This is a genomic window from Rhodoferax sp. GW821-FHT10B06, assembly GCF_059415605.1.
Genome location: NZ_JBWKNO010000004.1, coordinates 1 through 26,729, shown reverse-complemented (window position 1 = coordinate 26,729; position 26,729 = coordinate 1). Strand labels below are relative to the sequence as shown.

At 60.2% G+C, this 26,729-nt stretch carries 22 protein-coding genes and 3 tRNA genes; 15 read left to right on the top strand and 10 right to left on the bottom strand.

Translation table 11 applies throughout. The annotated features are described in order from the left end of the window. Positions 1 to 2: 2 nt before the first annotated feature. The 5 genes from AC07O2_RS07505 to AC07O2_RS07485 all read left to right on the top strand — a co-directional run bounded on the left by AC07O2_RS07505 (position 3) and on the right by AC07O2_RS07485 (position 7,481). Positions 3 to 1,487, top strand: coding sequence for a sigma-54-dependent transcriptional regulator (locus AC07O2_RS07505; protein ID WP_495075116.1), 1,485 nt, complete (start codon positions 3 to 5; stop codon positions 1,485 to 1,487). Then, on the top strand, positions 1,477 to 2,079 hold the full coding sequence (gene ampD, locus AC07O2_RS07500) for a 1,6-anhydro-N-acetylmuramyl-L-alanine amidase AmpD (RefSeq protein WP_495075115.1): 603 nt from the start codon (positions 1,477 to 1,479) through the stop codon (positions 2,077 to 2,079). The genes AC07O2_RS07505 and ampD overlap by 11 nt, the downstream gene beginning before the upstream one ends. A 352-nt stretch (positions 2,080 to 2,431) precedes the next feature. Further along, on the top strand, positions 2,432 to 5,356 hold the full coding sequence (locus AC07O2_RS07495; protein ID WP_495075114.1) for a ribonucleoside-diphosphate reductase subunit alpha: 2,925 nt from the start codon (positions 2,432 to 2,434) through the stop codon (positions 5,354 to 5,356). A 142-nt stretch (positions 5,357 to 5,498) separates the two neighbouring features. Next, on the top strand, positions 5,499 to 6,707 hold the full coding sequence (locus tag AC07O2_RS07490; protein WP_495075113.1) for a ribonucleotide-diphosphate reductase subunit beta: 1,209 nt from the start codon (positions 5,499 to 5,501) through the stop codon (positions 6,705 to 6,707). A 174-nt stretch (positions 6,708 to 6,881) separates the two neighbouring features. After that, complete coding sequence (locus tag AC07O2_RS07485) at positions 6,882 to 7,481, top strand: histone (RefSeq protein ID WP_495075479.1); 600 nt, start codon at positions 6,882 to 6,884, stop codon at positions 7,479 to 7,481. A gap of 58 nt (positions 7,482 to 7,539) precedes the next feature. On the opposite strand, the gene AC07O2_RS07480 is transcribed toward AC07O2_RS07485, so the two are convergent. The 6 genes from AC07O2_RS07480 to AC07O2_RS07455 form a co-directional block, all read right to left on the bottom strand. Further along, on the bottom strand, positions 7,540 to 8,625 hold the full coding sequence (locus AC07O2_RS07480; protein ID WP_495075112.1) for a zinc-ribbon and DUF3426 domain-containing protein: 1,086 nt from the start codon (positions 8,623 to 8,625) through the stop codon (positions 7,540 to 7,542). A gap of 34 nt (positions 8,626 to 8,659) precedes the next feature. Further along, complete coding sequence (gene prmA / locus AC07O2_RS07475; protein ID WP_495075111.1) at positions 8,660 to 9,544, bottom strand: 50S ribosomal protein L11 methyltransferase; 885 nt, start codon at positions 9,542 to 9,544, stop codon at positions 8,660 to 8,662. 6 nt (positions 9,545 to 9,550) lie between these two features. Then, entirely contained in the window at positions 9,551 to 10,900 is a 1,350-nt protein-coding gene (accC, locus tag AC07O2_RS07470; protein WP_495075110.1) for an acetyl-CoA carboxylase biotin carboxylase subunit, read from the bottom strand. 21 nt (positions 10,901 to 10,921) lie between these two features. Continuing rightward, complete coding sequence (gene accB / locus AC07O2_RS07465) at positions 10,922 to 11,377, bottom strand: acetyl-CoA carboxylase biotin carboxyl carrier protein (protein WP_495075109.1); 456 nt, start codon at positions 11,375 to 11,377, stop codon at positions 10,922 to 10,924. 137 nt (positions 11,378 to 11,514) lie between these two features. Further along, positions 11,515 to 11,940 carry a TlpA family protein disulfide reductase gene (locus tag AC07O2_RS07460; protein ID WP_495075108.1) on the bottom strand — a complete coding sequence of 142 codons (426 nt, stop codon included), beginning with the start codon at positions 11,938 to 11,940 and terminating at the stop codon, positions 11,515 to 11,517. 107 nt (positions 11,941 to 12,047) lie between these two features. Beyond that, on the bottom strand, positions 12,048 to 12,635 hold the full coding sequence (locus tag AC07O2_RS07455) for a hypothetical protein (RefSeq protein WP_495075107.1): 588 nt from the start codon (positions 12,633 to 12,635) through the stop codon (positions 12,048 to 12,050). Positions 12,636 to 12,701: 66 nt separating this feature from the next. Between AC07O2_RS07455 and mpl the strand changes: the two genes are divergently transcribed. Continuing rightward, on the top strand, positions 12,702 to 14,075 hold the full coding sequence (mpl, locus tag AC07O2_RS07450) for a UDP-N-acetylmuramate:L-alanyl-gamma-D-glutamyl-meso-diaminopimelate ligase (protein ID WP_495075106.1): 1,374 nt from the start codon (positions 12,702 to 12,704) through the stop codon (positions 14,073 to 14,075). A 65-nt stretch (positions 14,076 to 14,140) separates the two neighbouring features. Here the strand turns inward: mpl and AC07O2_RS07445 are convergent, their stop codons facing one another. The 4 genes from AC07O2_RS07445 to AC07O2_RS07430 all read right to left on the bottom strand — a co-directional run bounded on the left by AC07O2_RS07445 (position 14,141) and on the right by AC07O2_RS07430 (position 19,773). Then, entirely contained in the window at positions 14,141 to 15,265 is a 1,125-nt protein-coding gene (locus AC07O2_RS07445) for a 3-deoxy-7-phosphoheptulonate synthase (protein WP_495075105.1), read from the bottom strand. 231 nt (positions 15,266 to 15,496) lie between these two features. Continuing rightward, positions 15,497 to 16,969, bottom strand: coding sequence for a metalloprotease TldD (gene tldD / locus AC07O2_RS07440; RefSeq protein ID WP_495075104.1), 1,473 nt, complete (start codon positions 16,967 to 16,969; stop codon positions 15,497 to 15,499). A 63-nt stretch (positions 16,970 to 17,032) separates the two neighbouring features. Beyond that, entirely contained in the window at positions 17,033 to 18,187 is a 1,155-nt protein-coding gene (gene rodA, locus AC07O2_RS07435; protein WP_495075103.1) for a rod shape-determining protein RodA, read from the bottom strand. Between the two features lie 50 nt (positions 18,188 to 18,237). After that, the gene (locus AC07O2_RS07430) at positions 18,238 to 19,773 is read right to left on the bottom strand and encodes a GGDEF domain-containing protein (RefSeq protein WP_495075102.1); all 1,536 of its coding nucleotides are present in this window, start codon (positions 19,771 to 19,773) and stop codon (positions 18,238 to 18,240) included. A gap of 145 nt (positions 19,774 to 19,918) precedes the next feature. Here AC07O2_RS07430 and AC07O2_RS07425 point away from each other — a divergent pair, with 145 nt between their 5' ends. From AC07O2_RS07425 to AC07O2_RS07385, 9 genes are all read left to right on the top strand, one after another. Then, complete coding sequence (locus AC07O2_RS07425; RefSeq protein ID WP_495075101.1) at positions 19,919 to 21,967, top strand: ribonuclease catalytic domain-containing protein; 2,049 nt, start codon at positions 19,919 to 19,921, stop codon at positions 21,965 to 21,967. Between the two features lie 2 nt (positions 21,968 to 21,969). Beyond that, entirely contained in the window at positions 21,970 to 22,839 is an 870-nt protein-coding gene (locus AC07O2_RS07420; RefSeq protein WP_495075478.1) for an energy transducer TonB, read from the top strand. Between the two features lie 30 nt (positions 22,840 to 22,869). After that, positions 22,870 to 23,697, top strand: coding sequence for a shikimate dehydrogenase (gene aroE / locus AC07O2_RS07415; protein WP_495075100.1), 828 nt, complete (start codon positions 22,870 to 22,872; stop codon positions 23,695 to 23,697). A gap of 3 nt (positions 23,698 to 23,700) precedes the next feature. Next, the gene (mtgA, locus tag AC07O2_RS07410; protein WP_495075099.1) at positions 23,701 to 24,447 is read left to right on the top strand and encodes a monofunctional biosynthetic peptidoglycan transglycosylase; all 747 of its coding nucleotides are present in this window, start codon (positions 23,701 to 23,703) and stop codon (positions 24,445 to 24,447) included. A 51-nt stretch (positions 24,448 to 24,498) separates the two neighbouring features. Beyond that, entirely contained in the window at positions 24,499 to 25,293 is a 795-nt protein-coding gene (gene trpC / locus AC07O2_RS07405; RefSeq protein WP_495075098.1) for an indole-3-glycerol phosphate synthase TrpC, read from the top strand. A 24-nt stretch (positions 25,294 to 25,317) separates the two neighbouring features. Then, a complete protein-coding gene (locus tag AC07O2_RS07400) occupies positions 25,318 to 26,109 on the top strand; it encodes a uracil-DNA glycosylase (RefSeq protein WP_495075097.1) in 792 nt (263 codons plus the stop codon). A gap of 113 nt (positions 26,110 to 26,222) precedes the next feature. Continuing rightward, positions 26,223 to 26,308 (top strand) — tRNA-Tyr (locus AC07O2_RS07395). A 96-nt stretch (positions 26,309 to 26,404) separates the two neighbouring features. Further along, positions 26,405 to 26,478: transfer RNA gene (locus AC07O2_RS07390), tRNA-Gly, on the top strand. A gap of 61 nt (positions 26,479 to 26,539) precedes the next feature. Beyond that, a tRNA-Thr gene (locus AC07O2_RS07385) sits at positions 26,540 to 26,614 on the top strand. The last annotated feature ends 115 nt before the right edge of the window (positions 26,615 to 26,729 follow it).

The following is a 26,729-nucleotide window of genomic DNA, read 5'->3' as shown; positions in this document are numbered from 1 at the left end:
CCATGGCCTCATCCAGTGCATCCTCCCCGGCATCCGTCTTGGTGGTGGATGATGAACCCGATTTGCGCACGCTGTATGAGCTGACCTTGCTGCGCGAGGGCTACCGTATCGACACCGCAGCCGACCTGCAAGAGGCCCGCCTGATGCTGGACCAGCAGCGCTTCGACGTCGTGATCACCGATATGCGCCTACCCGACGGCCTGGGGAGCACACTATTGCACAGCCTGAAAGCCCAGCAACGCACTGAGCGCGTCATCGTCATGACCGCCTACGGCTCGGCCGAAAATGCCGTGGAGGCGCTGAAGGCTGGTGCTTTCGACTACCTGACCAAGCCGGTGGACCTGAAGCAATTTCGCACCGTGGTGGCGTCGGCGATCCAGGACAGCAACCGAACACAGCGCACCGCCACCCCGAATGAAAAAGCCCCCCAACGCACAGCGTCCGGGGATAGTGCGCTACAAAAATTGGTGGGCACCTCGGACGCCATGCAGCAGGTCAAGCAGCGCATCATCAAGGTCGCGCGCAGCATGGCACCGGTACTGGTTCGCGGCGAATCGGGCACCGGCAAAGAGCTTGTGGCCCAAGCCCTGCACGCCAACAGCCACCGTGCCGCTGGCCCACTGGTGGCGGTGAATTGCAGCGCCATCCCCGAGAACCTGCTGGAAGCCGAGTTCTTCGGTGCCAAAAAAGGCTCGTACACCGGTGCCACGCAAGACCGACAAGGTTACTTCCAGGCAGCCCGCAATGGCACCTTGTTTTTGGATGAAATTGGCGACCTCCCCCTGGCCATGCAGTCCAAGCTGCTGCGGGCCATACAGGAGCGCAGCGTACGTGCCCTGGGCTCGGTCCAGGAAGAGGCGGTAGACGTACGCATCGTCAGCGCTACGCACAAGGACCTGGCCGCCGATGTCAAGGCCGGCCGCTTCCGCCAGGATTTGTACTACCGTTTGAATGTGATCGAGATCGCCATCCCGCCACTACGCGAGCGCCGCGGAGACCTGCCGTCGCTATGCGAGGCCTTGCTGGAGCGCATCGCACAAGAGTCGGGCATGCCGCCACCGCGCCTATCCTGTGAACTGCTGGAGCAGTTGGCCAACCACCCGCTGGGCGGCAATGTGCGTGAACTTGAAAACCTGCTACACCGCGCGGTCGCCATGGGTGATGGCGAAGCCTTGCACCTGGACCTGGACTTTGAACCCACGCAGGACATGGGCTTGGTACCGCTGCCCGAAACCTCACCAGAGTCGACAGTCCCCGCCGATCCCGGTATCTCGTCGAGTCCCTGGACCCTGGACTCGGTCCCCTCTGACCTGCAGGCATTTCTGGACCGGCAAGAGCGGGAAATCCTGGTCAAGGTACTGCATGAAACAGGCTTCAACCGCACAGCGGCAGCCAATCGCCTGGGACTGAGCCTGCGCCAGATACGTTATCGCATCGAACGGCTCAACATCGCCACACCGCAGGACAACGAGCCCCATGACGCCTAAAGCAGCAACCGAGCCCAGCCGCCCCCTGTGGTCAAACGGCTGGTACCGTTTTGCCTACCAGCAACGCTCGCCAAATTACGGCCCACGCCCACCCCAGGCACGCATCGACCTGGTGGTGATCCATTCCATCAGCCTGCCGCCGGGGCAATATGGCGGAGACGAGGTGATGGCATTGTTCGCCAATACGCTGGACTGGGACGCCCACCCCTATTTCAGCAGCATCCGCGGGCTGCAGGTATCTGCCCACTTCTATATACGCCGCAATGGCGAGCTGTGGCAGTTTGTGAGTACAGACGACAGAGCCTGGCATGCCGGGGTATCCCAGTACCGGGGGCGCAGCAACTGCAACGATGACTCCATAGGTATCGAACTGGAAGGCCTGGAAGGCGACAGCTTCGAAGCCGCGCAATATGAGACCCTGACCAGCCTGGTTCCGGCCATCGCACAGGCCTATCCGATACGCCATATCGCAGGCCATGAACATATCGCCCCAGGCCGAAAAAAAGACCCAGGAACCGGCTTCAACTGGCCAAGGCTGCGACGCGGAACCGGCTGGGAAGCCCGCTATTTCCCGCTCGGCACCGGACTCTGAGAAATATTTTTAGCTTGCTGACTGCGGCCAGATACACCCGGACACATGCCTCACCCCAGGAATTACGCTGCCAAACAAGGCAAATCCGGCGAGAACCCGCATCCAGCCTAGGTTTTTCTGCCGCAGACAAGGCAGTACAACACTTGCCGGAGGGTTGCACTCCGTGCTCAAACAAAACCCGACACGCAAGGCGCTATTCGCAGGGCGGTACACTACCGGTAGTGGCTTGAATTGATTTAAGACCCTATATATAGTGTCCAGCCAGTGCTACGAAGCACCTCAGTTTCGCTGCGGCGGTTGCCATTACCGCCCATTCCACTCTTCATACTGTCCCAAAAGTCCAAAGGAAGCTATGCAAACCGCGTTGAACACCCCGTCTACCGTCCCCCAGCCACACTCCACGCTCCACGACGCAAGCCATGGCGACGCCGCAGTGCAAGGTACGCTGGCCCACTACCAGGTCATCCGCCGCAATGGCGCCGTCGTGCCTTTTGAGCCGGGCAAAATTGCCATCGCCATGATGAAAGCCTTCTTGGCCGTGCACGGCACGCAAGGCGCAGCATCAGCCAGCGTGCGCGAAGTGGTGGACGCGTTGACGCAGGGCGTGATTCGGGCCTTGGTGCGCTCGCGTCCAGGCGGCGGTACCTTCCATATCGAAGACGTGCAGGACCATGTGGAACTGGGCCTCATGCGCGGCGGCCACCATGAAGTCGCGCGCGCCTATGTGCTGTACCGCGAGCGCCATTCCCAAGAGCGGGCCAAACAAAGCGTTGAACAGGCACCAGCAGCCCCCGTGCTGCATGTGCTGGACGCGGGCCAACGCGTGCCATTGGACACGGCACGCTTGCAACAACTGATCGAACAGGCCTGCGCCAACCTGGGCGGCGAAGTGACGGCCGCCCCCATCGTGGCGGAAACCATGCGCAACCTGTACGACGGCGTGCCCATGGAAGAGGTCTACAAGGCCGCCATTCTGGCTGCCCGTACCCTGATCGAAACCGACCCCGACTACACCTACGCCACCGCCCGCCTGCTGTTGCACACCATTGCCAAAGAAGTACTGGGCAAGGACGTCACGCAAGCCGAACTGGCACAGGAATACGCCAACTACTTCCCCAGCTATATCCAAAAGGGTGTGGACGCTGAACTGCTGGATGCCAAGCTGCTGACCTTCGACCTGCAAAAGCTCGGCGCGGCACTCAAGCCCCAGCGCGACCTGCAGTTTGACTACCTGGGCCTACAAACCCTGTACGACCGCTATTTCCTGCACATCCGCAAGACCCGCATCGAACTGCCACAGGCCTTCTTCATGCGCGTAGCCATGGGCCTGGCCCTGAACGAAACCGACCGCGAAGCCCGCGCCATCGAGTTCTACGAAGTCATGTCGGCGTTTGACTTCATGTCCAGCACGCCCACGCTGTTCAACAGCGGCACGTTGCGCCCCCAGCTGTCCTCCTGCTACCTGACCACCGTACCCGACGATCTGGACGGCATTTACGAGTCCATCAAGGAAAACGCTCTGCTGTCGAAATTTGCCGGCGGCCTAGGCAACGACTGGACCCGTGTGCGCGCCCTGGGCAGCCACATCAAAGGCACGAATGGCGAATCGCAAGGTGTGGTTCCCTTCCTGAAGGTTGTAAACGACACCGCTGTCGCGGTGAACCAGGGCGGCAAGCGCAAGGGCGCGGTCTGCACCTACCTGGAAACCTGGCATCTGGACATTGAAGAATTCCTGGAGTTGCGCAAGAACACCGGCGATGACCGCCGCCGCACCCACGACATGAACACCGCCAACTGGGTGCCGGATCTGTTCATGCGCCGCGTCATGGAAGGCGGAAGCTGGACGCTGTTCTCGCCCTCCAACGTGCCCGACCTGCACGACAAGTTCGGAGTCGATTTCGAAAAGGCCTACACCGCCTACGAAGCCCAGGCCCAGCGCGGTGAAATCAAGCCTTCGCGCACCCTGCCAGCGAGCGACCTGTGGCGCAAGATGCTGACCATGCTGTTCGAAACCGGTCACCCCTGGATCACCTTCAAGGACGCCTGCAATGTGCGCAGCCCCCAACAGCACGCCGGCGTGGTGCACTCATCCAATCTGTGCACAGAAATTACGCTGAACACCAGTGATGACGAAACCGCTGTGTGCAACCTGGGGTCGGTCAATCTGCGCCAACACATTTCCAACGGCCAACTCGACCACGCCAAGCTGCAAAAGACCATTTCCACGGCCATGCGCATGCTCGACAACGTGATCGACATCAACTACTACGCCGTCAAAAAAGCCCGCGACTCGAATATGCGCCACCGCCCGGTCGGCCTGGGCTTGATGGGCTTCCAGGACAGCCTGTACGCGCTGCGCATCGCCTATGCCAGTGAAGGCGCTGTGGCATTCGCCGACACATCGATGGAAGCCATCTGCTACTACGCCTACTGGGCATCCAGCGAGCTGGCCAAAGAGCGCGGCCAATACTCCACCTACAAGGGCTCCCTGTGGGACCAGGGCATCCTGCCACTGGACACACTGGACCTGCTGGCCCAAGCCCGCGGCGGCTACGTAGACGTGGACCGTTCGGCAACACTGGACTGGGACGCGCTGCGTCAAAAAATCAAGGCCGACGGCATGCGCAACTCCAACTGCGTCGCCATCGCCCCTACGGCCACGATTTCCAACATCATCGGCGTGGATGCATCTATCGAACCCTGCTTCGGCAACCTGTCCGTCAAGTCCAATCTGTCCGGCGAATTCACCGTCATCAACAGCTACCTGGTACATGACCTGAAGCGCCTGGGCCTGTGGGACAACGTGATGTTGATGGACCTGAAACACTTCGACGGTTCGCTGCAATCAATTGACCGCGTACCAAACGAAATCAAGGCGCTGTACCGCACGGCCTTCGAAGTGGAAACCACCTGGCTGGTCGAAGCTGCGTCACGCCGCCAGAAATGGATAGACCAAGCCCAGTCGCTCAACATCTACATGGCAGGCGCCTCCGGCAAGAAGCTCGACGACACCTACAAGCTGGCATGGACGCGCGGCCTGAAAACGACTTACTACCTGCGTACCCGCAGTGCCACCCACGTGGAGAAATCCACCGTGGCGGCAGGCCGCATGAATGCAGTCTCGTCAGGTCAAGCTCCTGGGCAAACCATGAGCGCGGTCGATGCAGCTGCAGTCGCAGCACGCCAGCAAATCAACGCCGATGCACTGGCCACCAGCCCTGCAACCGACATCAAGTTCTGCGCCATCGATGACCCAGGCTGCGAAGCCTGTCAATAAATCCAAGCCTGCTTGCCACGCATCGTGAAACCTTGTTTTCACGATGCGCATGAGCAACACAAACGGCACAAAATAGCAGCGTTGAAAATGAACACTTTTCATTTTGTGACGCTGCTCTCATAATCCTAGCATTGGAAAATTTATGTTGACCTGGGACGAAGAAGTCACGCCCTCATCGCCATCTGCAGCGCAAAGCGGTTTACCCATCAACCGTGAGGCATCACACGCCGTTTTTTCGGCTACACCTACATCCGCACCAGCTGCAACACCGGTTGCCGCCCAGGCCACTGTGGCCACAGCAGCAGCACACGTCACCGCACAAGCTACGGCTGCACGTCGCGTGAATGCCGCCGACAAACGCATCATCAATGGTCAGACCGATGTCAACCAGTTGGTGCCTTTCAAATACAAATGGGCCTGGGAGAAATACCTGGCCTCCTGCGCCAACCACTGGATGCCGCAAGAGGTCAACATGACCCGCGACATCGCGCTCTGGAAAGACCCCAACGGCCTGACAGAAGATGAACGCCGTATCGTCAAGCGCAACCTCGGCTTCTTTGTCACTGCCGACTCATTGGCCGCCAACAACATCGTGCTGGGCACCTACCGCCACATCACGGCGCCCGAATGCCGCCAGTTCCTGTTGCGCCAGGCGTTTGAAGAAGCCATCCATACCCATGCCTACCAGTACATCGTGGAATCGCTGGGCCTGGATGAAAGCGAAATCTTCAACGCCTACAACGAAGTCGCATCCATTCGCAACAAGGACGAGTTCCTGATCCCCTTCATTGAAGCGATCATGGACCCGAATTTCCATACGGGCACTCCAGAGAACGACCAAACCCTGCTGAAGTCATTGATTGTGTTTGCATGCCTGATGGAAGGCCTGTTCTTCTATGTCGGCTTCACCCAGATCCTGGCTTTGGGTCGGCAGAACAAGATGACGGGTGCAGCCGAGCAGTACCAATACATCCTGCGTGACGAGTCCATGCATTGCAACTTTGGCATCGATTTGATCAACCAACTCAAGCTGGAGAATCCGCACCTGTGGACTGCTGAGTTCAAGACCGAGATCAAAGACCTGTTCATGAAAGCCGTCGAACTGGAATACCAGTACGCAGAAGACACCATGCCGCGTGGTGTGCTAGGCATGAACGCATCCATGTTCAAAGGCTATCTGCGCTACATCGCCAACCGCCGTGCGACCCAGATCGGCCTGGAAGCCTGCTTCCCGCACGAAGAAAATCCATTCCCATGGATGAGCGAAATGATCGACCTCAAAAAAGAGCGCAATTTCTTTGAAACCCGCGTGATTGAATACCAATCGGGCGGTGCGCTCTCCTGGGATTAAGCTGTTCTTGCCCCATGCTTTCCAACAATGCGCAAATCACCACTCGCCTCCACGGGCGAGTAGATGTTTGCGCTCCCGAGTACATGGTGCTGGGCATTGGCCCAACACCATGCATCGCTTGATGCCAACCAACCGGCAGCAAGTGCTCTTTGTAAACAGATCAAGGAGAAAATAATGGCAACTGCAAAAAAACCAGCCGCAAAAAAGGCTGTTCCCGCAAAGAAAGCGGCTCCCGTGAAAGCGGCACCAGCCAAAAAAGTAGCGGCTGCTAAGCCCGCTGCAAAGAAAGCGGCACCTGTGAAGGCTGCGCCAGCAAAGAAAGCTGCCGCGCCCGCCAAGAAGGCTGCGCCTGCGAAAAAAGTAGCGGCTCCGGCCAAAAAAGCTGCTGTCGCGCCAGCAAAGAAAGCTGCACCAGCCAAGAAAGCCGCACCCGCCAAAAAGGCAGTTGCAGTCAAGGCTCCAGCAGCCAAGGCCGCTCCCGCAAAGGCTGCAGCCAAGAAGGCAGCACCCGTAAAGGCAGCAGCAAAAAAGGCCGCTCCTGCACCCAAGGCAGCAGCCAAGAAGGCAGCACCTGCCAAGAAAGCCGCTCCTGCGAAGAAGGCAGCTGTTGTAGCCAAGAAAGCCCCTGCGGCCAAGAAGGCCACGAAAACGGTAGCAAAAAAAGCTACAAAGGCCCCTGCAGCGAAGCCTGCGCCTGCCCCCGCAGCATCTTCGGCACAGACCACGCTCAATCCACAAGCTGCTTGGCCGTTTCCAACCGCAAGCAAACCCTGATCGAACAAGACTTGTTCGTCTCAGGCCTGGCATCGCAAGATGCCAGGCCTTTTTTACTTCAGGGGTAAAACGCCAGCAAGCGGTAGCCGACGATACGGGACTTCATGGCATTGTCCAACACCTGCACATCGACCGATGTTGCCCATTCCCGTCCTGCAAATAACAATCGGGATGCCCCGCCGAAATCCGATGGGGACAGTACGCGACGAAACAACGCCTGCTCATCACCATCCGTCAGCACGAACTCCAGTGCAGGCATCGCCAAATCAACCATCGCATGATTTTTTAACACCAGGCTCAAATGGTAAGCGTCGTTATGCGCAACACTCAGCGATGAACTGTCGATGGCAATGGACTCTATATGTCGCAGCGCCTGCACCTCGCACCCCAACAACCCACACGCAGACTGGAACCATGGTTTGGTGACCGACCAACTGGCAACAATACGGTCCCGCCCGTACATCAGCACCTGCAAGCCCAACAGCAAGCCCAGCAACCCCACTCCCAACAAGGTGCCCCAGCGTACAAACCGCGTCTGACCATCGCTTGGAGGAGTTGGAGCCCGGGCAAAGGAGTAATTTGCAGCCAATGACTCTGCAGAGGGTTCAGGTGCAAAAAGCACCGGTGAAGACAATGGCTGCTCTTCAAGCTCTGGCGCATCTTCAGGCTCCGCCTCAAGCTCCGCTTCAGGCAGCGCATTTACGTCAACTTGGTCGACAACCGGGAAAACATCCGACTCCCGGCCCCCAGCAGCCTCTATATCCGGAGGAAGTAGTGGTGCCGCAGGCCCCTCTTCGGGCTCCTCGGGCAAGACATCTTCCTGAACGGGAAGCACTGACGACACCGATGCCTGATTCAGGTAATTGGTAAACGACTCAGGCTCAGTAGGATTCAAGTACGGAGCATGGGGTAGATCCGCATCTACTGCCACACTTTCTACAGGTGCAGCATCAAGAACGGGAGCGACAGCAGCACCTAAAACCGCCGTCCCTGCCATCGCCATCTCACCTTGCTGAAGATCGCTGGAGGCATCAAAAACCTCTGCACATTGACCACAACGCACCCAGCCCTCGGAAATCCTGAGCTGGTCAGGAACAACCTTGAACTGGGTACCGCAGACAGGACAACGTGTAATCAAGGCCATAGACTTTTACAGTTCCAGCCAACAGCAGCATGCGCTACAAGCTTGCCGTCATCAGCACCCAACCGTCTTCCCGGTCCGATACGTCCAGCTGCGCCCAGGGCGCATAAGCCTGTTTCAGCTCTTCCGACTGGCGCTCCAAAATGCCGGCGAGCACCAAAGAGCCGCCCGGTGCCACATGGGAACACAGCAAGGGCGCAAGCACCTTCAATGGCGTTGCCAGGATATTGGCAAGCACCGTTTGGTACTGCCCCTTGGCGCGGTCCGGCAAACTAGCATGCAGTTGCACGTGGTTTGCATGTGCATTGAGAACCGTAGACTCCACCGCTGCATCGTCAATATCGACGGCATCAATTTCTGCCGCACCAAACTTGGCTGCACCAATAGCCAAAATGCCAGAACCACAACCGTAGTCAAGCACTCGAGCCAGGCGACTCGCCTCCTGGCCCGCAATCCAGCGCAAGCACATACGGGTTGTGGGATGGGTCCCCGTACCGAATGCCAAGCCCGGATCCAGACGAATGACACGCGTCGCCTGTGCCGGTGGCTCATGCCAAGTAGGCACAATCCAGAACGTAGGTGTGATTTCCACCGGCGCAAACTGTGACTGCGTCACGCGAACCCAATCCTGCTCGGGCACGACAGCCACACCCTGCACGCTGCAATCGACAAAAAAGTCTTGTGCCGCCAAAACTTCAGCAGCATCGCGCGCCAAAGCCTCGTTAGCAAACAGCGCCTGAATACGGGAGCGCTGCCAACCGTCCTGCGGCGGCGGCATGCCAGGTTCGCCAAACAACGCCTGTTCGGCATCGGTTTGCGCGTCTGCATCTTCCACGCTCACGCTCAGGGCATCCAGAGCGTCCAGCGCATCGCTGAGCATCTCCACCCGGTCTTGCGGGCACATCAGACTGATTTCAAACATCGGCGCTTACCGTTTGTGCTGAGACAGCCACTCTTCCAGGTAATGGATATTGGTGGCGCCAGCCATGAACTTGGCATCCACCATCAACTCGCGGTGCAACGGGATATTGGTATTGATCCCTTCGACCACCGTCTCCAGCAAGGCCGTACGCATGCGGGCCAAAGCCTGCTCACGGGTGTCGCCGTGCACAATGATCTTGCCGACCATCGAGTCGTAGTTCGGTGGCACGTAGTAATTCGTATAAACATGCGAATCCACCCGAACACCCGGGCCACCCGGTGGATGCCACATGGAAATTCGTCCCGGAGATGGGATGAATTTGTAAGGGTCTTCCGCGTTCACACGGCATTCGATCGCATGTCCACGGATTTCGATCTGGCGCTGGGCAAATGGCAGCTTCTCACCGGCAGCCACCATGATCTGGGTGCGCACAATATCGATGCCAGTGATCATCTCGGTCACAGGATGCTCAACCTGAACCCGGGTGTTCATTTCAATGAAATAGAACTCGCCGTTTTCGTACAGAAACTCGAACGTACCCGCACCGCGGTAACCTATCTTCTTGCACGCAGCAACGCAGCGCTCGCCGATACGCTCGATCAGCTTGCGTGGAATACCAGGCGCAGGGGCTTCTTCCAGTACCTTTTGGTGACGGCGCTGCATGGAGCAGTCGCGCTCGCCCAAGTAGACGGCATTCTTGAACTTGTCCGCCAGGATCTGGATTTCAATGTGGCGTGGGTTCTGGAGGTATTTCTCCATATACACAGCGCCATTGCCAAATGCAGCCAGGGCTTCCGCCTTGGTCATCTGGACGGCATTGACCAATGCGGCCTCCGTGTGCACCACACGCATGCCACGGCCGCCACCGCCGCCAGCAGCCTTGATGATGACCGGATAGCCCACAGCTTTCGCGGTACGGCGAATAATGACCGGATCATCCGGCAACTCACCTTCCGAGCCGGGCACACAAGGCACACCGGCCTTGATCATGGCCTGCTTGGCAGACACCTTGTCACCCATGGTGCGGATGTTTTCCGGAGTTGGGCCGATGAACTGAAAGCCGCTTTTCTCCACGCGCTCCGCAAAATCAGCGTTTTCACTCAGAAAACCATAGCCGGGGTGAATAGCCTCGGCATCCGTGACTTCTGCCGCCGAAATCAGGGCTGGCATATTCAGATAGCTCAGGGCCGAAGCCGCTGGCCCAATGCACACAGCCTCGTCGGCCAGCTTAACGTACTTGGCGTCACGGTCGGCTTCAGAGTACACCATGACCGCCTTGATACCCATTTCGCGGCACGCGCGTTGGATACGTAGGGCAATTTCGCCGCGATTCGCAACCAGTATTTTTTTAAACATGCTCTACCAAATCCTGCGGGATCACTCGATCACGTACAAAGGCTGACCGTATTCCACAGCCTGGCCGTTTTCACACAAGACCTGCACCACCGTTCCGGCCTTGTCCGCTTCGATCTCGTTCAAAATCTTCATCGCTTCGATAATGCAGATGGTGTCGCCTTCCTTGACCTGGCTACCCACTTCCACAAAGGCCTTGGCACCTGGGCTGGAAGAGCGATAGAAAGTGCCCACCATCGGCGACTTCACCACGTGGCCAGTGGCTGCTTCAGCCACCGGTGCGGCAGCCACCGCAACGGGCGCGGCAGGGGCCACCGCTTCAGTATGCGCGGGCGCCATCATCACGGGAGCGGCTTGGTACACCATGGCACCACCACCCTTGACGATGCGGACCTTGCCCTCGGCCTCGGTAATTTCCAGTTCCGACACATTGGAATCAGACACCAAGTCGATCAACGTTTTGAGTTTGCGCAAATCCATAAAACCTCCAGCCACGACGTAAGAAAATGGGGCAATCTACCCCAAATTGATCGAACAGTCGCTTATTTCTTTGATTTCGATGTACACGCCGGGTTGAAATTTATTCAAAAAGACGGCGTGCATGAAGGTTGAAGCCTCTACTTCAACCCGGCCCACAGCTGCAAATCAGCGGGGCTTAGCTTACCCATTTTACGATGAAGCACAGCACCGGAGCCCCCCAGCAGCAGTGTAAAGGGCAGGCCGCCGCTCAGGTTGCCCAAAGACCGCCCCAGCTCCGTACCGCCCAATCCGGCCATTCCAATAGGATAACTGACCGGAGTTTTTTGCAAAAATTGCCGCACAGCCCCTGGTTGATCCACGGCCAATCCCACAACTTGCCAACCGTTAGCCGCATTTTCCTTAAAAAAACGGTCAATCAGCGGCATCTCCTCTACACAGGGTGGGCACCAGGTCGCCCAGAAGTTCAGCAGCACCGGCTTGCCACGCAATGCCTGCATATCCAAGCCCCCGCCGGAGGGCGTATCGAAACGCAGCCCCCATAGCGCTTGTTCAGCCTCGTTCAATGTGGACTCCGGTTGATGCCTCCACCAAGCCAGGCCAGCTCCGGCCAAACCGGCCACGGCTGCAACGCCGCCGACCACCCGCCGGCGCTGCACTGACGCTGCGGCACTCATGCCGCCCCCTGCAATAGGTTACGCACGGCTACTGTATCGCCGCGCGGGCTGCGCCCCTTGCTATCCGGCTTCAGCGCGCCGCGCAAATCATCCAGGTCGTACACCATCAAATGCACACCTACGGCCAAACCCAGCTCAGGGCTCTGGCTGGCGAAACTCAAGGACTCAACCGGCTCGCCCCGAAAACCGGTGACCGTGGCCGGTTCATACGGCACGCGGTGGTCGATCAAGGCAATCTCTGCCGATTTGGAGTCGTCGCAAAACAGCTGGATGGATATATCCGACAAGCGGGTTGCCGTGCCGTGCCAGACCGCGCCACACAAATGGGGCCGAAATACGGCCAATCGCTCCATCCACACAAGGGCCATGGAGCGCAAGGCCCGCAACTCGGCCGGCTGGGTGTCTTCACAAAACAGCTCGATGTACTCGCGCACGGCGTCTTCCAGATCGTCATTGCTGGGCAAGGGCGCACGGCCCACGCCCAACTGGGATGCGGCACGGCGCTTGGCGGGGCCGTACTCCAGCCCCTCCTCGACCACCAGACGGGCGGCCGTGGCCGCGATTTCAGAAGTCAATGCTTGCATGAACCGGATTTTGCACCTTTTGCCAAAGCCCGGAGGGGGTCGCCCAGCCCCCCTAAAATCCCCGCCATGCACATTCATATTCTGGGTATTTGCGGCACTTTCATGGGCGGGCTGGCGGCTTTGGCGCGCGAAGCCGGGCACCGGGTTACCGGTTGCGACGCTGGGGTCTATCCACCCATGAGCGACCAGCTGCGCGCACTGGACATCGGCCTGATCGAAGGCTTTTCGGCAGACCAATTGGCCCTCAAACCCGATATGTTTGTGGTCGGCAACGTGGTGTCACGCGCCCGCCTGGCCGACGGCAGCCCCAAATTTCCGCTGATGGAAGCTATCCTGGACGCGGGCCTGCCCTATACCAGCGGCCCGCAGTGGCTGGCCGAACACGTGCTGCAAGGCCGGCACGTGCTGGCCGTAGCCGGTACGCACGGCAAGACTACCACCACCGCCATGCTGAGCTGGGTGCTGGAACACGCCGGCTTGGCCCCTGGCTTTCTGGTGGGCGGCGTGCCGCTGAACTTCGGCGTGTCCGCCCGCCTAGGCAGCGGCAAAACTTTTGTCATCGAGGCCGACGAATACGACACAGCCTTCTTCGACAAGCGCAGCAAGTTTGTGCACTACCGCCCGCGCACGGCCGTACTGAACAACCTGGAGTTCGACCACGCCGACATCTTTGACGACCTGGCTGCCATCGAACGCCAGTTCCACCACCTGCTGCGCACCGTGCCGCCCAGTGGGCGTGTGGTGAGCAACGGCCTGGAAGAAAGCCTGACCCGCGTGTTGCACCAGGGCTGTTGGAGCGAGGTACGCAGCTTTGGCGCGGCGGTCAGCGACTTCAGCGCGCGTGGCGAGCCGCACCACTTCGATGTACTGCAACAGAGCCAACCGGTTGCTACGGTGGAGTGGTCGCTGGGTGGAGTGCACAACCAACTCAATGCCCTGGCCGCCATTGCCGCAGCAGACCATGTGGGCGTTACGCCCGCCGTAGCGGCCGAAGCCTTGGCCAGTTTTCAGAATGTAAAGCGGCGCATGGAAGTGCGCGGCACGGTGCGCGGTATCACGGTTTACGACGATTTCGCCCACCACCCCACGGCCATCCGCACCACGGTGGACGGGCTGCGCCGGCGCCTGCCGCCAAGCCAGCGCATCCTGGCCGTATTCGAGCCGCGCAGCAACACCATGAAGCTGGGCGCCATGAAGGCCCAGTTGCCCTGGAGTCTGGAAGAAGCCGACCTGGCCTTCTGCCACACGGGCGGGCTGGGCTGGGATGCGCATAGTGCGCTGGAGCCCATGGGCGCCCGGGCGCAGGTCGCCGACAGCATCGACGCCCTGGTGCAGCAGGTATGCGCAGCCGCCCAGCCGGGCGACCACATACTTTGCATGAGCAACGGCGGCTTTGGCGGCATCCACGCCAAGCTGCTGGAGGCGCTACAAAATAAATAGCTGCCAGCGCAGGTACTAGCTGCGCCAGAGGCCTATTTCCCTTAAACCCCTGGCGCAGGCAGCAATCAGCGTGCGCGGCGCGCCTTCACCGCGTCGGACAGGATTTCCAGCGTCTGCAGGGACTGGTCCCAGCCCAGGCAGGCGTCGGTAATGCTGCGGCCGTACTCCAGGGTTTTCTGGTCGGTCTTGCCGGGGGTGAACTTCTGTGCGCCCTCCTGCAAATGGCTTTCCACCATCAGGCCGAACACCTGGCGCGAGCCACCGGCCACCTGGCCAGCGATGTCGCGCGCCACGTCGATCTGCTTCTCGTGCTGCTTGCTGCTGTTGGCGTGGCTGCAATCCACCATCAGCGTGGCTGGCATCTGGGCCGCTGCCAGCTCGGCGCAGGCAGCGGCGACGCTGGCGGCATCGTAGTTAGGGGTCTTGCCGCCGCGCAGGATCACGTGGCAGTCCTTGTTGCCATTGGTTTGCACGATGGCCACCTGGCCGCTCTTGTGGATGGACAGGAAGTGGTGGCCGCGGGCGGCAGCCTGGATAGCGTCGGTGGCGATACGGATATTGCCGTCGGTTCCGTTTTTGAAGCCGATCGGTGCCGACAGGCCCGACGCCAGCTCGCGGTGCACCTGGCTTTCAGTGGTGCGCGCACCGATGGCGCCCCAGGAGATCAGGTCTCCGATGTACTGTGGCGAGATCACGTCCAGGAACTCGCTGCCAGCAGGCAGGCCCAGGCGGTTGATCTCGATCAGCAGCTGGCGTGCGATGCGCAGGCCTTCGTCGATGCGGTAGCTCTCGTCCAAGTAGGGGTCGTTGATCAGGCCCTTCCAGCCCACGGTGGTACGTGGTTTTTCGAAGTAGACACGCATCACGATTTCCAGCGTGTCGGCGTATTTCAGGCGCTGGGCGTGCAGTCGACGGGCGTATTCCAGCGCGGCGGCCGGGTCGTGGATGGAGCAAGGGCCAATCACCACCAGCAGGCGGTCGTCCGAGCCGGAAATGATGTTGTGGATGTTCTTGCGGGTGTCGGTGATCAGTGTTTCCACCGCGGTACCGCGGATGGGGAAGAAGCGGATCAGATGTTCTGGAGGTGGTAGCACGGAAATATCCTTAATACGTTCGTCGTCGGTTTGGCTTGTTTTTTCGACGCTCGCATACCAGGCTTCACTGCTGGCGGGATAGGTTTTCGCATTCATGGGGTGACTCCTGTAAGGATGGATATGGGAAACAAACAAACGAAAAAAAACCGCCGGAGTTTTGGACTCCGGCGGTTTTTAGGAAGGACTTGCAGTTTTTACAGCTTAGCCTCTCATCCGCCGGGGACCGAGAACCAAAAGTAAAAAAAGGCAAACACGTGCTTTTGCATAGAGGATCAATGTACCACAGTCATTTGCACAACATGCCGGGGCGAAACCCTAGGGCCGTGGTCAGGCTGTGCCGCCGACCGTCAGGCCGTCGATACGCAAGGTGGGTTGGCCCACACCCACGGGCACGCTCTGGCCTTCCTTGCCGCAGGTACCCACGCCCGGATCCAGCTTCATATCGTTGCCGATCATGCTGACCTTTTTCAGGCATTCAGGGCCGCTGCCGACGATGGTCGCACCCTTGACTGGGTAGAGAATCTTGCCGTTTTCCACCCAGTAGGCTTCGCTGGCGGAGAACACAAACTTGCCCGAGGTGATGTCCACCTGCCCACCACCGAAGTTGCTGGCATACAGCCCCTTCTTGATGCTGGCGATGATTTCCGCTGGCTCCTTGTCACCACCCAACATATAGGTGTTGGTCATCCGGGGCATGGGGATGTGGGCATAGCTTTCGCGGCGGCCGTTGCCGGTGGGCTTGACGCCCATCAAACGGGCGTTCATCGAGTCCTGGATGTAGCCCTTCAGGATGCCGTCTTCAATCAACACATTGCGCTGGCTGGCGTGACCTTCGTCGTCCACGTTCAGCGAGCCACGGCGGTCTTTAATGGTGCCATCGTCCAGCACAGTCACGCCCTTGGCGGCAACGCGTTGGCCGATGCGACCGCTGAATGCGCTGGAGCCCTTGCGGTTGAAGTCGCCTTCCAGCCCGTGGCCGATAGCCTCGTGCAGCAGGATGCCGGGCCAGCCGGAGCCCAGCACCACCGTCATAACGCCGGCCGGAGCGGGCCGTGATTCCAGATTGGTCAGCGCCGCATGCACAGCGTCGTTCACATATTGGTTGATCATGGCGTCGTCAAAATAGGCCAGACCGAAACGGCCTCCACCGCCGCCCGAGCCCACTTCGCGGCGTACCACGCCCTTGACTGTGGCCTCGGCAATCACCGTGACGCTCAGGCGCACCAGCGGGCGCACGTCGGCCGCAAGCGTGCCGTCGGCACGGGCGACCATGACCACATCGTATTCAGCGGCCAGGCCGGCCATGACCTGCGCAACGCGCGGGTCTTTGGCGCGGGCCAGCTTTTCCACCCGCTCCAGCAGCTTCACCTTGGCCGTGCTGTCCAGCGAGGCAATCGGGTCCACACCAGGATAAAGGCTGCGCCCTTTTGCTATCTTTTGCGTAGCTACCTTCGTACGTTTTGTCTGCGCTGCAGCCGAAATCGCCCGTACGGTACGGGCTGCATCCAGCAGCGAGGCTTCGGAGATGTCGTCGGAATAGGCGAAGGCGGTTTTCTCGCCACTAACGGCGCGCACGCCCACGCCTTGGTCGATGCTGAAGGAGCCGGTTTTAACGATGCCCTCCTCCAGGCTCCAGCCCTCGCTGCGGGTGTACTGGAAGTACAGATCGGCGTCATCCACCTTGTGTGCGGTGATTTCGGCCAGCGCCCGGCTCAGGTGCGCGGGCGTCAGACCGAACGGGTCCAGCAACAGGGATTGGGCAATGGCGAGGCGTTCGAGGGTGGGTTCACGGAGGGTCATGCAGGCATTTTAGGCCTGCGATCCGGGCTGCGCGTACGACGCAGCGCATCCCCATGGCGCGGCCTAGGACAACACCAGCCGCCGGGCCTTGGCGATGGACATCAAAATGCCCAGGCCCAAGCCCAAAGTCACCATGGCGGTGCCGCCATAGCTGATAAAGGGCAAGGGCACGCCCACCACCGGCAGGATGCCGCTGACCATGCCCATATTGACGAAGGCATAGGTGAAGAAGATCAGCGTCACGCTGCCCGCCAGCAAGCGCGAGAACATGGTGGGCGCGTCCATCGCAATCACCAGCCCCCGCATTACCAGGAACAGAAAGCCTGCAATCAGCAACAGGTTGCCGATCAGGCCGAACTCTTCGGAAAAGGCGGCAAAGATGAAATCGGTGGTGCGCTCAGGGATGAATTCCAGATGGGTTTGCGTACCCTGCATAAAGCCCTTGCCCAGCACGCCGCCCGAGCCGATGGCGATCATGCCCTGGATGATGTGGAAGCCCTTGCCCAGCGGATCGCGGCTCGGGTCCATCAGGGTGCAAATACGCTGCTGCTGGTAGTCATGCAACACCACCCAGCGCACGCCATCGGCGCACAGTGCCGGCTCGTTCCACACGACCAGGCCAACGCCGACCAAGCCCAAAAGCACCGGCGGCACGATCAGCTTCCAGCTCAAACCGGCAAAAAACAGCACCGACAAACCGGTCGTCATCACCAAAATGGCGGTGCCCAGGTCGGGCTGCTTGACGATCAGACCCACCGGCACCGCCAGCAACACGCCGCCGACCAGAAAGTCCAGCGGACGGAGCTGCCCCTCGCGCCGCTGGAACCACCAGGACAGCATCAAGGGCATGGCGATCTTCAAAATCTCGCTGGGCTGGATGGTGATACCCACATTCAGCCAGCGCCGGGCGCCTTTCTTGGTAATACCGAAGATAGCCACAGCAATCAGCAAGGCCACGCCCACTGTGTAGAGCGGCACGGCAAAAGCCATGAGGCGCTGCGGCGGAATCTGCGCCACCACAAACAGAATGGCCCCCGCCAGCAGCATATTGCGGCCATGGTCCACAAACCGGGCGCCATGGTCGTAGCCGGACGAATACATGGTCAGCAACCCGGCACACACCAGCATAAAGACAGCAAATGCCAGCGGCCCGTCAAAGCCGCGGAACATGGGGGCGATGCGCCGCCACAGGGGTGGTTTTTCAAAAACAACAGACATGGCGCAATTATCGGCGCAGGCTGTATACCCCTGGTGCCGGCTGAGGCGCCTTAGCCGCCCAACACCCGGTTCTTGCCGGTGCGCTTGGCCAGGTACATCGCCTTGTCCGCACGCTTGATGCATTCCTGGCCGTCTTCGTCGGCAGCCAACTGGGCCACGCCGGCGCTGAAGGTGATCAACACCTTCTGGTTCTCACGCAGAAAGAATTTCTTGGTCAGCTCGCGCTGCAACCGGGTCAGGGCGACAACCCCCATGTCGAGCAAGGTGTCCGGCAGCACGATCACGAACTCTTCGCCTCCAAAACGGGCCAGGCTGTCCTGTGGGCGCATGGATTCGCGCGTCACCTTGGCCAAATGGCTCAGCGCCTCGTCGCCTGCCTCGTGCCCGAGGTCGTCGTTGAGCTTCTTGAAGTTATCCACGTCCAGCAAAGCCAGGCACAACGGCGTGCCTTTGCGCCGGGCGTTGGCGATCTCGCGCTGGATGACTTCGTCCAGGCCGCGGCGGTTCAGGGCGCCGGTCAGCGGGTCGTGTCGGGCCTGCACGCTCACGCGGTCCAACTCCTGGTGCAGCTTGAAGATTTCGGCCTCGGCCTTTTCGGTCTTGTCCCGCATGGCCTGTAGCTGGTCGCGCGCCGCCTGGGTGTCGTGTGCCATATGGCGCGTGGCCCCCAACGCAGCCTGCAGCACGGGGCTCAATTCTTCAATCGACTGAGCCTGTTCTATCTGGCGGGCACATTCCTCGATCTTGCTCTGGTAGGCACCACTGGCCTCGCCCATGATGGACAGGCGGTCCACAAAAGCCACCAGCAGCTGGCGCATCTCCAGTTGCGCTTCGACGGCGCGCTCCTTGGCCTCGGACTGCTTGGCGATCACATCCACCAGCCGACGCTGCACGTCGTCCAGCCGGCGCAAGCTCAACGGCGGCTTGGAGGCCTCCATCAAGGCGTCGATCTGCCCTTTCAGCCACAGGTCGTCTACGCACAACACGCCAATATTGGTAAACACCAGGTGCAGCAACTGCAGCAGCACGGTTTTGATCTCGCCCTGGTCCTCTGCCGTAAACGACAAACGGTGGCTGAAATCGGCCAGCATGGTCTTGGTGCGGGGCAAATCGGGCACCGGCTGGCGCATGAAGTTCAACAGTTCCTCGGTTTGCGCCAGAAACCGGGTGTCCTCGTCGCCCAGCGCCGGCAGCATATTGCCGATCAGGCGCGCAATCTGCTCCATAAACTCGGGGGTCAACGCCGGGTTGCTGAGGTTTGGCCCCGAGGGCAGACCACTTTGCAGGCTGTCGGAAGCGGCTACGCCGAAGTTGGCATAGGCCATCAGCGCGTTGTGCACACCGTCCCAGCTACGCTGGCCGATCGCAGACTCCATCAAGCCCAACTGGCGCTGCTGGCCCGGATTTCTGGCCGGCAGGGAGGCCGCAATCTGCCGCAGCGGCTCGTAGGGGAAATGGGCCGGCACCATGGTGCCAGCCACCTCGTGGTACAGCGCTTGGTAGTTTTCCGGCGTAGGAACCAGCTTACGGGTAGTCAGCAGCTTCAGGGTTTCGCGTGCAATTTCGCCAGGAGATCGGGTAGACATGGGTTTTCACAATTAGGTCAACTGCGGACAATCGCATCGACAGGCTGTGATCGTAGCGGCTAAGCCCCACATATCCAAACCGCCAAACCAAGCGCTTTCCGCCGACTCGCCAGACCCCGGCGCGCCGCATGGGAGAATTCATCCCATGTTTGCAATATTTGAAGAAGCCGGAAAATTCATGGCCGGGCGTATCCTGTCTGAGACGGAGTCATCCGCCCAGGTAGAGCTGGACAGCGGCAAGCGGGTCAAGGTCAAGGCCGCCAACCTGCTGCTGAAATTCGACAAGCCGGCACCCGCCATCCTGCTGCGCGACGCCCAGGCGCTGAGCCAAACCATTGAGCTGGAGCTGGCCTGGGAGTTTGCCCCCGAGGAAGACTTCGGCTTCGCCGACCTGGCGCGCGACTATTTCAGCGCCAACGCCACGCTGGAGCAGCAAACCGCCATGTTGCTGCGCCTATTCGAGGTGCCGCACTATTTCCGCCGTGCCGGCAAAGGCCGCTTCCGCAAGGCGCCGGCCGACATCCTGCAGCTGGCACTGGCCGCCATCGAGAAAAAAGCCCAGCTGCAGTTACAGATCGCCGCCTGGGCCGAAGAGCTGGGCCGTGGCGAATGCCCCCTGGCCGTGCGCGAACAGCTTTACAAGATTCTTTTCAAGCCGGACAAAAACGGCCCCGAATACAAGGCCGTGGTCGAAGCCTCGCGCGCCACGCACAAAGCGCCGCTGGTGCTGCTGCAGCACGCAGGGGCCATCGACTCGCCCTACCAGTTCCACTGGCGCCGCTTCTTGCTGGAGAACTTCCCCAAAGGCACGGGTTTTCCCTCGCTGGAGGCGCCGCAAATCAAGGACGAGCTACCGCTGTCCACCGCGCAAGCCTTTTCCATCGACGACTCGCAAACCACCGAGATCGACGATGCGCTGTCAGTGCAAAACCTGGGCTCGGGCACGGTCACGGTCGGCATCCACATCGCCGCGCCCGGCCTGGCCATCACGCCGGGCAGCGCCGTGGACCAGTTAGGGCGCTCCCGACTGTCTACCGTTTATATGCCGGGCTACAAGCTGACCATGCTGCCCGACGCCGTGGTGCAAAACTACACCCTGCAAGAAGGCCGCGACTGCCCGGCCGTGTCGCTGTACGTAACGCTGGACGAGGCGACGCTGGAGATCACCGCCAGCGAAACCCGGCTGGAGCGCGTGCACATCGCAGCCAACCTGCGCCATGACCAGCTCGATACTGTGGTCACCGAGGCCTGGCTGGAAGATCCCACGTTTGAGCATGAAAATGGGTTACAGCGCACGGATATCCAGCGCGAGCAGCTATCATTTTTATACCGCCTGGCAAAACACTTGAAAGGCCTGCGCGAAATCGCCCGCGGCAAGCCAGAGAACTTCAACCGGCCCGACTACAACTTCAAGCTGGTTGGCAACGACGGCGCCGAGCCCAGCGGCAACGAACAGGTGCAGATCAGCACCCGCCAGCGCGGCGCACCGCTGGACCTGATCGTGGCCGAGGCCATGATCCTGGCCAACAGCACCTGGGGCGAATGGATGGCCGAAAACGGCGTCCCCGGCATTTACCGCAGCCAGGCCAGCCTGCTGCCGGGCGTGAAGGTGCGTATGGGGACCAAAGCCCTGCCGCACGCCGGCATCGGCGTCAAAAGCTATGCCTGGAGCACCTCGCCTTTACGCCGCTACACCGATCTGGTCAACCAGTGGCAGATCATTGCCTGCGCCCGCCACGGCAAGACCGCCGCGCTGGCCGCGCCGTTCAAGCCCAAGGATGCCGACCTGTTCTCCATCATCTCGATGTTTGACGCGGCGTATGCCACTTACAACGGCTACCAGGGCGCGATGGAACGCTTCTGGACACTGAAGTACCTGCAGCAAAACAGCATCAGCGACATCGTCGGCACCGTCTTCAAAGAAGGCATGGTGCGCGCCGACAACCTGCCCCTGGTGCTGCCGGTGCTGGGCACGCAAGACCTGCCGCGCGGCGCCAAGGTGCGGGTGCAATTGGGTGCGATCGACGAAATCACGCTGGACATTGCCGGCACCGTCGTGGAACGCCTGGATGCGCCGGCCGAAACACCGCAGGACGACACCGAAGAAGACGACGAACCCAGCGCCGGACCTATCGCCATCGCTGTCGATATCGACGAAACTGAGGCCCCCGCCGCCACCGACGCCACACCGTGATCTTGCGCATCCTCAGCACTATTCGCCATCTGAGTACTCTGCAGTGGGCGCTGGGCACCTCCATCGGCGTGCACGCGGTGCTGCTGACGGTGCGCTTCATAGACCCAGAGAGCTTCAACCGTGTGTTCCAGGACACGCCGCTGGAGGTGATTCTGGTCAACGCCCAGTCCACCACCCCGCCAGACAAGGCCACGGCCATTGCCCAGGCCTCACTGGCCGGCGGCGGCGAGGCCGACAGGGGGCGCGCCACCTCACCGCTGCCGCCTTCGGCGTTTACCGACATCGGCGAGACCATGGAGGAAACCCAGCGCAAGATGGACGCAATGCAGCAGCAGCAAGCCATGCTGCTGGCGCAGGTCAGTCAAAAGCTGGCTACCATGCCGTTGCCGGACCCCAAGCTGGCCAGCAATGCGCCCGAGGCCACGGCCCAGGAAGAAAAGCGCCGCCAGTTGCTGAACCTGCTGGCCGAAATCGAGCGCCGCATCAACCAGGAAAACTCGCGCCCCAAGCGCCGCTATGTCAGCCCCTCCACCCGGGAAGAGGTGTACGCGGTGTACTACGACAACCTGCGCCACAAGGTGGAAGACCGCGGCACCGAGAACTTCCCCGAATACGGCGGTAAGAAGCTCTACGGCGCGCTCACCATGATCGTCACCGTCAACTTTGATGGCCAGGTGCTCGCCACCCAGATTGCCGAAAGCTCGGGCAACCGGGTGCTGGACCGCCGCGCCGAGGCCATTGTGCGCAGCGCCGGCCCGTTCGGCCCCTTTACGGATGCAATGCGCAGCAAGGTGGACCAATTGGTGGTGGTGTCGCGCTTTCGCTTCACCCGCGACCAAACGCTGGAAACCAAGGTCAGCGCTTCGCCCTGAATTTCCCCTTATTTTGTAAAGAGCTTTTTCATGGACCAGTATTGCGTAATGGGTAACCCGGTGGAACACAGCCGGTCTCCCTGGATCCACGCCCGCTTCGCCGAATTGACCAGCCACAGCCTGCAGTACGGCAAAAAGCTGGTCCCGCTGGATGGCTTTGACGCAGCGGTTGCCGCCTTTCGGGCCGAGGGCGGTCTGGGCTGCAACGTCACCGTGCCGTTCAAATTTGACGCGGCACGCATCAGCACCACGCAAACGCCCCGGGCCCAACTGGCAGGCGCCTGCAACACCCTGCACCTGCGCCCGGACGGCATTTTTGCCGACAACACCGACGGCGCCGGCCTGGTCAATGACATCCAATCTAATGCCGGCTTTGCCCTGGCGGGACGAGATGTACTTCTCATAGGTGCAGGTGGCGCATCAGCCGGCGTCATCGGCCCCATGATCGAAGCCAAGGTACGCAGCATCACCGTGGCCAACCGCACGCTGACCAAGGCAGACGACCTGGTGACGCGCCACACGGCACTGGCCCAGCAGCATGGGACCCTATTGCACGCCAGCGAACTGCACGACGTACAGAGTCCATTCGACGTGGTGGTCAACGCGACCGCCAGCAGCCTCAGCGGCGCCGGCGTCCCGGTATCGCCCGCAGTACTCAAGCCCGGCGCACTGGCACTGGACATGATGTACGGCCCCGCCGCCGCGGGCTTCATGGACTGGGCCCGTGCACACCAGGCCGTGCCGCGCGACGGACTGGGCATGCTGGTGGAACAGGCGGCAGAAGCCTTCCTGATCTGGCGCGGCGTGCGTCCACCATCGGCCCAGGTATTGGCCGAATTACGCGCTACCTTGGCCTGATCCATGCGCCCGCTATTGCGCTGGTGCGTGCTGGCGGCTTTTGCCACACTTGCACTGCAGCTGTTTTTTATCGGTCGTATTGCCATGATGGTGGCTGTTGCACCTGAATCAACCACGTTTGAACGTTCAGAAGCCTGGCGACTGCTGACCAGCCCCGACAGCCCGGGACTGCGCTGGAGGCAACAGTGGGTGCCGTACGCGCAGATCTCCGACAACCTCAAGCGTGCCGTCATCGCCTCAGAAGACGGCTCTTTCGTCAATCACGACGGAGTGGACTGGGAGGCTTTGGAGAAAGCCTGGCAAAAAAACGAGAAGGCCCAGGAGCGAGCCGCCAAATTAGCCCCCGCCAAAGCCAAGACGCTGGCGCCAGTGCGGGCTCCGAAAATCATCGGCGGCTCCACCATCACCCAGCAATTGGCCAAGAACCTGCTGCTATCGGGCGAGCGTACCCTGCTGCGCAAGGGGCAAGAGTTTGTGCTGACCATGGCGCTGGAGCTGCTGCTGGACAAGCAGCGCATCCTGGAGATTTACCTGAACAACGTGGAATGGGGTGAGGGCGTATTTGGCGCGGAGGCCGCGGCCCAGCATTACTTTCGCAAGCCAGCAGCGCGCCTGAGCGCATTTGAGGCCGCCCGCTTGGCCGTGATGCTGCCGCGCCCCAAATACTTCGAGAAACTGCCCAACTCCGGCTATCTGAGCAGCCGTGCAGGCACCATCGTCGCCCGCATGCCCAGCGTGGAACTGCCCTGAAAGGTGTAGAGGGATAATGCAGGTCGATCCATCTGAACCCGCCTACGCCCCATGTCCGACATCCTGCAAAAAATCATTGACGTCAAACGCGAAGAAATCGCCCAAGCCAGCAAGCGCAAGCCTCTGCCAGAAATGCGTGCCGACGCCGAATCCCGCGTTCTGACCCGCGATTTCGTGGGTGCGATGAGGGCAAAAATTACCGCAGGTCAAGCCGCAGTGATCGCCGAGATCAAAAAAGCAAGTCCTTCCAAAGGCGTGATCCGCGCAGACTTCATTCCAGCCGACATCGCCCAGAGCTATGCGGAATATGGAGCGGCCTGCCTTTCGGTGTTGACCGATAAGCAGTTTTTCCAGGGCCAGATCGACTACCTCAAGCAGGCGCGCGCCTCCTGCCAGCTGCCGGTGCTGCGCAAGGATTTCATGGTGGACGCGTACCAAATTTACGAGTCGCGTGCCATGGGGGCCGATTGCATCCTGTTGATAGCAGCCGCCCTGGACGACGCACAGATGGCCGATTTTGAAGCCATTGCCCGCACCCTGGACATGGCCGTGCTGGTGGAAGTGCACGACGCAGCAGAGCTGCAAAGAGCCTTGAAACTGAAAACCCCCTTGGTGGGAGTGAACAACCGCAATCTGCGAACCTTTGAGGTCAGCGTGGAAACCACATTGGCACTGCGCAAAGACGTGCCCGCCGATCGCATCCTGGTCACCGAAAGCGGCATCATGACCCCTGCTGATGTACAGCGCATGCGTGAAGCCAAAGTGGACGCATTCCTGGTCGGCGAAGCCTTCATGCGCGCAGAAGAACCCGGCGCCGCTTTGTCCAAATTATTTGGACTGGACTAATTGACGGCATCCAAACCACACGGGATGCTCACACCAACGCAAGCCTCGCGACAACTTGCATTGCTTGACGCAACAGACGCTATCCCCACTTTACGCACGTGGCCCCCAGAGCCAGGGGCCGTGGCACCCGACTGGCAAACCACGGTAACGCAGTTTTGGATCAGCCCCCAGGGTAAGCAGCTATCGCAATTTATCGCCACGCGCCTAGGCGAGCGGGCGACCATCTACCCACCCGAACCTCTACGGGCTCTCCGACTGACGCCGCTACACTCCGTGCGCGTAGTCATCTTGGGCCAAGACCCCTACCACGGCCCAGGGCAAGGCGAGGGATTGGCATTCTCTGTTGCGCCAGGCGTAGCGCCTCCACCCTCACTACGCAATATCTTCAAAGAACTGCAGCAAGAAGGATTGCGTCCGGCCCATCAAGCCGACACCAATGGATCGCTCACATCCTGGGCACAACAGGGCGTGCTGCTGCTCAATACCTGCCTGACGGTAGAAGACGGCCGCCCCGCCAGCCATGCAAAAAAAGGATGGGAAGCACTCAGCGATGCCGTCGTTGCGCAAATAGCTCAAACCGCGCACATCTGCGTTTTCATGCTGTGGGGCGCCCATGCCCAAGCCAAGGCCCCCATGATCCAGCAACTGGCGGCTGCACACGATCGCAATATCCTGGTACTACAGGCAAACCATCCATCCCCCTTGTCAGCCAACCGTCCGCCGACACCATTCGTGGGTTGCGGCCACTTCCAAGCCGCCAACGATTTTTTGGTAGGACATGGCTCCCGGCCCATTCGCTGGAGCAACATGGACTGAGCAGAATTTCTACTCTCCCTCCCACCGACAAGAAAGCACGCTATAATAGAAAGCTATCGAACGTAGACGCACAAAATGCAATAGCATTGTGATGCTATAATTCGAAGTTCGCCGGAGAGGTGGCCGAGTGGTTAATGGCAGCAGACTGTAAATCTGCCCTCTTACGAGTACGCTGGTTCGAATCCAGCCCTCTCCACCAGCGACAGGCTTGCTTGCGAGCTGTGAGTTTTTGATGTGTTGATGCGCGTTTTTGGATTTAGCGGCGGCGTTTCGCATAGAAGTTTTTACTTCATATGCGGGAGTAGTTCAATGGTAGAACCCTAGCCTTCCAAGCTAATGACGCGGGTTCGATTCCCGTCTCCCGCTCCAAAAGCGATCGTCGGCGCGAAAGTTTTGTTTAGGTTGCTACAAATTTGTAGCAACTTGAAATGCCCATTTGGCTCAGTGGCAGAGCACTCCCTTGGTAAGGGAGAGGTCCCGGGTCCGATTCCCGGAATGGGCACCAATATTTCGGTTGATTTGGTTTGTTTTTTTCGGAGTCGAAAAAATGGGAAAAGAAAAGTTCACGCGCACCAAGCCCCACGTCAACGTGGGCACGATCGGTCACGTTGACCACGGCA